Here is a 6,562-nt window from a genome sequence, read left to right as displayed (position 1 = left end):
GAGAGTTTCCTCGAAGGATCACGCGGTGGCCGCCTTCATGTCCATCAGTACGACGAACCCGGCAGCCGCGCTACACCACTATGCGGGACGCCACTCCGGAACGGGCTGTTGACCTGCGTCGCTGGAACAAAACCGGGGAAGCGTTCTTCGCAACAGTGCAGTGGCAGGACGGCGTAATCGCGGGTGGCACTGAAACCGTTGACTAGGAAGCTGTCCTCTATGCGGATACTTTCACCCGGACAGGTGCCGCATACCAATCACTACCCGATACTGGTAACGCTTACAGTGCGTCCAGCGGCGCCGGAACGACTGCGTACAGCACGGACGGGTCAAAGCTCTACCTGTCCGGCGCCATCAGCCACTTCCTTGTTCAGTCTGGCATCCCAACCGAAGTCCCAAACTTCACGTTCACCGGTGAGCTGTCGTGAGCCTACAACGGTTCGTCGTTTAGTTCCGCTGAAATTTGGGTGGGTAAGGACGTCAGCAACTATCTCCGGCTGCAAGTGGAAGGGACCTCGTCGGCAACAGCAACTCTTCGCAAGGGAATCGGGGGCACACTAACCACCATTGCAACCTTTACTGACCCAGTGTTTTCGGGGGTCCTCTCCACTCAGCCAATAAGTGTGGAACTTGTTGGTGCAGCGGTGACAGCGAATATCGGCGCGCAGACCGTCACCGCTACATTGTCTGCCACTGAAGTCTCGGCGATCACGGGCGCCACCATGGACGTCCGGTGGCGTACCAGTGCAACCAACTTCGCATTCGATAACGCCGTGTTCACTGGACAAAAGACCATCGCCGCATCAACAGGAACTGACCCGGGCCTCCCGAAGGTCACGGTCTACAACGGCGGTGCAGCCGGGGAAACCACCGCATACCACAGGGCCAGAATCACACAGATGCGTTCGGGTGGACGCCCGTACCGCCGATGAAGGAGTCCGACTTGACCGACACTTAGGCGCCCCACCTTCTCGAGATGTTGAGCGATTTCTGTCGTTGCATTACAGGGCTTTGAGGTTTAGTTGAGTCGAGAAAAGCATCTTTCGGCTCAACTAAGGCCAGCGCACCGAGGACGGGGAGCCAATAGTATGCCTGCTCCAGGGCGGCCGACGTGAGTGAAAAGGAAGCCGCCATGATGAGAAGGGATGCGGACACGGCATCTCTTCCTCTTCGCAGGGCCCCGAGCGCAATCCAGATGATGAGGACGGCAATGACCGCATACGCCAATCCGAGCGCTAAACCTCCCTGAAACCAAGTCCGCAAAATCACATTGTGAGTGACGGTGCGTTGGTCACCAGTCAGGCCTGAGATCTGATCGAGGCCCCGCCCAAACCATGGGTCCCGTTGGATGCCTTCCCATGCGTATTGGTAGGTCTGCTCCCTCGCATCCAAAGTGCCGATGTTCGTAGTCTGGCCCGTCACCTGTCGAAACCGCTCGAGCGGGCCGCGAAGGAGGCCTTCGGATGCGACACTCGAAAGGATCCAGAGTGCCAGTACTGACGTCCCTGTGATGAGGACGAGTGCTTTGAGTGGCACACGCGCAGCTACGAGGAAGATCAGGAAGCCCATGAGAGTGGCGATCATAGAGCTGATACTTCCGGAAGCAATCAAGGCTGCCACGTTTAGCAGGAGGAGGACCGCGACGAGAGCCTTACGATTCGAACGTCCTACTAGCGCTGCCGTTAGCATCAGAACCGCCATGCCGGACAGCACCCCGAGGATATTGGGATGGCCAGCGAGTCCCGTGCTCCGGCCGTAGAGGACCGCTTGATTGAAGGTGGAGATACCCGTGGCCTGCGCAACTGCTGCAGCACTTGAAATGGACTGACCGAGCAGAAACGCGCCTCCAAGCGACCTTGCGCCACCGTCAAGTGAGACGAGGTACCGAATCACGAAGGGCCCGACCGTGACAAACATCCAGATTTGCAGACCGACGATCAGGTGACCAGACAAGGAATCAGCACGTCCGGAGGAGCTGACAATGCTGATGAGCACGAGCGTCGATACGACGACCCACCACCCACCACCGACCGGGCGCTTCACATGAACGGTTAGTAGACAACCCAGAAACAGCATGAAAATTAACGCGTTCCACATCAACCTCACCGAGCCGGGAAGAGCCTCAGAAAAGGGTAGGACGAGAACGAGAAATGCCATTGCCAACAGCGCCAAGTCACGCTTCGGCGGTGCCTCTTTCGGCTTAGTACCGTAGTTTTTAGCTGTCACAGGCAACGGTCAATCACTCCTGCTGAGGGACGAATGATGAGCATGACGAGCCGTTGGAAGTACCCTGCGTCCTCGTGCCAGCACCTCTGCCAGGGGCACCATGAAGAATACTGAGTAGACGAACAGGTAGCTCGTGAAATCGATACCCAGCGTCAGCATCACACCCGCGTGGAAGCCCAGCAGTATCAAAACGCCAAGACGGAAGAGCATCGGGACAGCGACGACGGAAAGTAGCCAGCCCTCGGCGAACACCGTGGCATAGTCAATGATTTTCCAAAAGCCTGCAGCATCAATGTTGAACATCCAATCAGACAAGAGCCCTTGCTTGATTGGATCTGCAATGTCCACCGCCAAATACCCACGGGTGGCTTGCCGGGTGGGATCGAGCCACCCGCTCAACACCTTCGGCACAGCAGCGCTGAAAAGGGCATACCCGACAGTGACAGCCCACAACAGCACTGCGAAGCCAGATGTTTCCCGGGCGCGTTGGACCCGTGCGTCTATGGAGAAGCGTGAGCCCCAGCCAGCGAAGCCCATGAAGAGCGGGAAAAGCTCGTACAGGATGAAATGATCGACCTTGCCGAAAGAATGAGTTAGACCGGCCCCGACGATCAACACCACTGTCAACGCAATGGATACACCCAGCGTTCGGATTCCGGCGAGAAGCGCCACTGCAAGAAGCGATCGAAGAACCTCCAGGGTCAATACGGTACCGGCGGTGGGCGGCCCGCTTATAATCGCGAACGGGCCGGGCGGTGGATTGAAGAACGACGCCGGAACCTCCGCTACCCATGAATAGTCCGTTGGAAGGAGGAGTATGTGAAGGGCAAATAGGATCCGAGCGATGCTGAGGGCAGCCGAATTAGGTTGGTAGGCGACAGCAAGTCTGTCGACGACTGTCGATAGCCGGGCGGGCAAGTTCAAAACACGACCTCCGTCGTCTCACATGGGACGCTGGTATCAACGCTGGCGTCAGCGATATCGATGGTCGTTTTCCTCCAGCAGAATTGGATCGATACGGGCGTTTCTCCGCTCTGGAGGAGAGCGGCACGATCAAGGAGCCACGTCTTGGTCTCGTCATCCGCTTTTCCACTACTTTCTGGGCCGAAGAGGAAACTCGCGGAAGCTTTTGCCGATGAAAATCGCATGCCCTCCAATAGCTCACTAACATGCGGAGATGTCGTCGATCCGTCTTCGTACTGAACCTGAACGTCCAACGAGGTGTACGCCCATGAGCCATTCGGCTTGGGAACTGAGCCGAAGCCAGGCATGCGTACCGTCGGGTACGGCTCAGGTTCGACCACAAAGCTGACCAACCCTTGAACCACCAACAGTCCGCAGAGGGCAAGCAGACCCCAAAGCCGAACGGCGGAACCGGACTTTACCTCGGTAGTTTGCATGATGCTGTGCCCCCCGGCATCGCATGCCGGTTCTTGGCGATCACCGCATATCCGCTGGCGCAAATCTGCCGGACTCCAGGGACCAGTATGATTCGCCCGGCGATTGCCCAAGCACCACCGCGGCGGATGAGCGCCCTTGCAATGGCTACCTCGCCTCGCCCAGCGACCTTGTCCCCGTTCACCCAGAACGCAGCTTCGCTCACCATCTGTTCGTTGAGGCCTAGTACTGTCAGGTCGCGAACACCCCGCCAGGGCTTGATCGAGACGCGGCCGCTGCGCCCCAGCCACTTCGCGGAGCGGGTGCAAAAACCGCAGTCCGCGTCATAAATCAATGTGTGATCCAAGCTTCCCCCACTGTTGAGACCGGAATGCACTCAATAGTACCGGCCGGAAAATTCGGTTATGTGCCCCTCGGGCACTTAGCAAGTCATGCGATCGAGAAGTTGCAGCCCTCCGACTGCACGATGAAGTCGCTAATCAACAGCTTCCTGTTGACCACGGTGCACTTCGTCTTCAAGCGGACACCGGTAGAGAGGGTTCGCACCCAAGCTACAGCGACCTTCATCGATTACGATCTGGTGAGATTATTGACGAACATCGGAACTTTTTTGATCTGGCCGGTTCGGCCTGTTCGGTTCACTCTGGCGTCATGCGGCTGGCACTTACTCGGGCCGCTGGTGGGTTCGCCGCGGTCGATACTGATCGAACTGACACAATTCGCCTTGCTCCCCCGCCGCCCACCACAATGCCCTGATCGACGATCTGAGCCCCGTGACGGGGGCTGTGACGGCGTGAGGCTGCGGCTGCGGCTGCGGCTGCGGCTGCGGCCGCTAAGGTACGACGTCCGTGAGCGCAGTTTAGCCGGGTCACAAGTGCTCGATAGAGCCGTCTTTTTAGCGATCTCACTTGTGCCCCATTCGTTACTCCTGTAATTCCAGCTACAGTGGGCTTTGAACGCAACCACTTTCGAAGGATTCACAAGCATGCGTATTTCCGTGATTGGTTGCGGCTATTTGGGGGCAGTGCACGCCGCGTGCATGGCGAAACTCGGTCATGACGTGATCGGCATTGATGTCGATGAGCGGAAGATCGGCGAACTCCAGGCCGGCCGCGCACCGTTTTTCGAACCCGGCCTGCCGGAACTGCTCGAGGAGGTGCTTGCCACCGGGCGGTTGAAATTCAGCTCGAGCATGGCGGATGCTAAGGGCGCGCAGGTCCATTTCCTCTGTGTCGGCACCCCCCAGCGCAAGGGCGAGTACGCAGCAGACATGCGCTACGTCGACGCGGCTTTTTTGGCACTGCTCGACTCCCTTGAGCCAGGCAACGTTGTGGCAGGGAAGTCCACCGTTCCGGTGGGAACCGCGGCACGCCTCGCAGACGACCTCGCGGATTGCCACCCGGAAGCGATACTGGCGTGGAACCCGGAGTTCCTCCGTGAAGGCTTTGCTGTGAAGGACACGCTCACTCCCGATCGCTTCGTCTACGGCGTACCCGAAGGTGCAGCAGGTATTGCGGCAACGGCTGCGCTTGATGAGGTATATTACACTCCCCTGTCCATGGGCACCCGCAGACTGACGGCAGATTACGCCACCGCGGAACTCGTCAAGGCCGCCGCCAACTCCTTCCTCGCCACCAAAATCTCCTTCATAAACGCCATGGCGGAGGTCTGTGAGGTTACAGGTGCGGACGTTACCGTCCTAGCCGACGCCATCGGCATGGATGAGCGAATTGGCCGGAAGTTCCTTAATGCCGGCGTCGGCTTCGGCGGTGGTTGCTTGCCAAAGGACATCCGTGCCTTCATGGCGCGAGCCGGTGAACTGGGTGCCAACCAGGCCCTGACCTTCCTGCGCGAAGTAGATGACATTAACGTCCGACGACGCATGCGAGTGGTTGAACTGACCCGTACGCTTGTAGGCGGTTCGCTCCTGGGTAAGCGCATTACGGTACTGGGCGCGGCCTTCAAGCCCAACAGCGACGACGTCCGTGACTCCCCGGCTCTGAGCATTGCCGCGCAGTTACAACTCCAGGGAGCCGACGTTACGGTGACGGATCCTGAAGCAATTGAGGGCGCACGGCGCCGTTTTCCGGAATTGAGTTACGAAGCCGACCTTGAGACAGCTATGGCTCAAGCCGATGCGCTGCTGCTCCTCACGGAATGGGACGAATACAGGGCCATCAGTCCCGAGATGGCTGGGGAAATTGTGAGCGCAAAGAACCTTCTTGACGGCCGGAACGTAATGGAACCCGCGGCATGGCGGTCAGCAGGCTGGAACTACAAGGGAATCGGCAGACCCTAGACGATGACCGAAAGCAACACCGGCGCGGGGCTGGCTGAAAAACCGTTCCGCATCCTTACCGTGTGTACCGGGAACATCTGCCGCTCGCCGATGGCCGAGCGGCTCCTCCAAGCCGGCTTTGACGCGCGGGTGCCCGGACAATTTGTAGTCAAGAGTGCCGGAACGGGTGCCCTGGTGGGAAACCCAATCAATCCTCGAGTCGAGGGTTTTATTCGACTGTATGGCGGCAGCGCCGATAACTTTTCCGCCCGGCAGCTCACACATAAAATTCTAGTGGAACAAGATTTGGTCCTGGCCCTCACCCGTCAGCACCGTGGTCACATCGTAGAAATGGCACCCGCCTTATTGCGAAAAACCTTCACGCTACGCGAATTAGCTCGCCTCCTGCCCCATATCCGCCTCGACGAGTCTCTTCATGGCGTGGAGCGTTGGCACGCAGGTGTTTCTAAAGCGCTACGAGCGCGTTCCGCAATTTGGAGCACACCCGAAGATGATGATGTGGTGGATCCCTACAAGCGGGAATATGAGGTTTTTCAGCAGATGTCATATGAAATTGCGTCTGCGTTGCAGGCCATAAGAACTGTCCTTAGATGATGCTGGGAGCTGCATTGGTGGAATGAACCGGTCAGCTTAGGGTGT

The 6,562-nt window shown here is 58.3% G+C and carries 6 protein-coding genes; 3 read left to right on the top strand and 3 right to left on the bottom strand.

Going from position 1 to position 6,562, the window contains the following annotated elements; all coding sequences use genetic code 11:
• Window positions 1–623: 623 nt before the first annotated feature.
• A complete protein-coding gene (locus IWX65_RS14485) occupies window positions 624–932 on the top strand; it encodes a hypothetical protein (RefSeq protein WP_196883895.1) in 309 nt (102 codons plus the stop codon).
• Window positions 933–954: 22 nt separating this feature from the next.
• Here IWX65_RS14485 and IWX65_RS14480 read toward each other — a convergent pair whose 3' ends face one another.
• From IWX65_RS14480 to IWX65_RS18085, 3 genes are all read right to left on the bottom strand, one after another.
• On the bottom strand, window positions 955–2,226 hold the full coding sequence (locus IWX65_RS14480; RefSeq protein WP_196883893.1) for an O-antigen ligase family protein: 1,272 nt from the start codon (window positions 2,224–2,226) through the stop codon (window positions 955–957).
• A 9-nt stretch (window positions 2,227–2,235) separates the two neighbouring features.
• Window positions 2,236–2,898, bottom strand: a complete 663-nt coding sequence (locus tag IWX65_RS14475) for a hypothetical protein (protein ID WP_196883891.1) — start codon at window positions 2,896–2,898, stop codon at window positions 2,236–2,238.
• 709 nt (window positions 2,899–3,607) lie between these two features.
• On the bottom strand, window positions 3,608–4,000 hold the full coding sequence (locus tag IWX65_RS18085) for a thiol-disulfide oxidoreductase DCC family protein (RefSeq protein WP_442859202.1): 393 nt from the start codon (window positions 3,998–4,000) through the stop codon (window positions 3,608–3,610).
• Window positions 4,001–4,609: 609 nt separating this feature from the next.
• Here IWX65_RS18085 and IWX65_RS14465 point away from each other — a divergent pair.
• Both IWX65_RS14465 and IWX65_RS14460 read left to right on the top strand, forming a co-directional pair.
• Window positions 4,610–5,923, top strand: coding sequence for a UDP-glucose dehydrogenase family protein (locus IWX65_RS14465; protein WP_196883889.1), 1,314 nt, complete (start codon window positions 4,610–4,612; stop codon window positions 5,921–5,923).
• Window positions 5,924–5,926: 3 nt separating this feature from the next.
• Window positions 5,927–6,517 (top strand): arsenate reductase/protein-tyrosine-phosphatase family protein, encoded by a 591-nt coding sequence (locus IWX65_RS14460; protein ID WP_196883888.1) that lies wholly within the window; start codon window positions 5,927–5,929, stop codon window positions 6,515–6,517.
• The last annotated feature ends 45 nt before the right edge of the window (window positions 6,518–6,562 follow it).

It is taken from the genome of Arthrobacter sp. CAN_A214 (genome assembly GCF_015751955.1).
Classification (GTDB): Bacteria; Actinomycetota; Actinomycetes; order Actinomycetales; family Micrococcaceae; genus Arthrobacter_D.
The sequence above is the reverse complement of the archived record's forward strand: the minus strand, read 5'-3'. Positions and strand labels throughout refer to the sequence as shown.

Coding starts and splice junctions, on each gene's coding strand:
- IWX65_RS14465 (WP_196883889.1), top strand. CDS start 4,610: ATGCGTATTTCCGTGATTGGTTGCGGCTATTTGGGGGCAGTGCACGCC.
- IWX65_RS14460 (WP_196883888.1), top strand. CDS start 5,927: ATGACCGAAAGCAACACCGGCGCGGGGCTGGCTGAAAAACCGTTCCGC.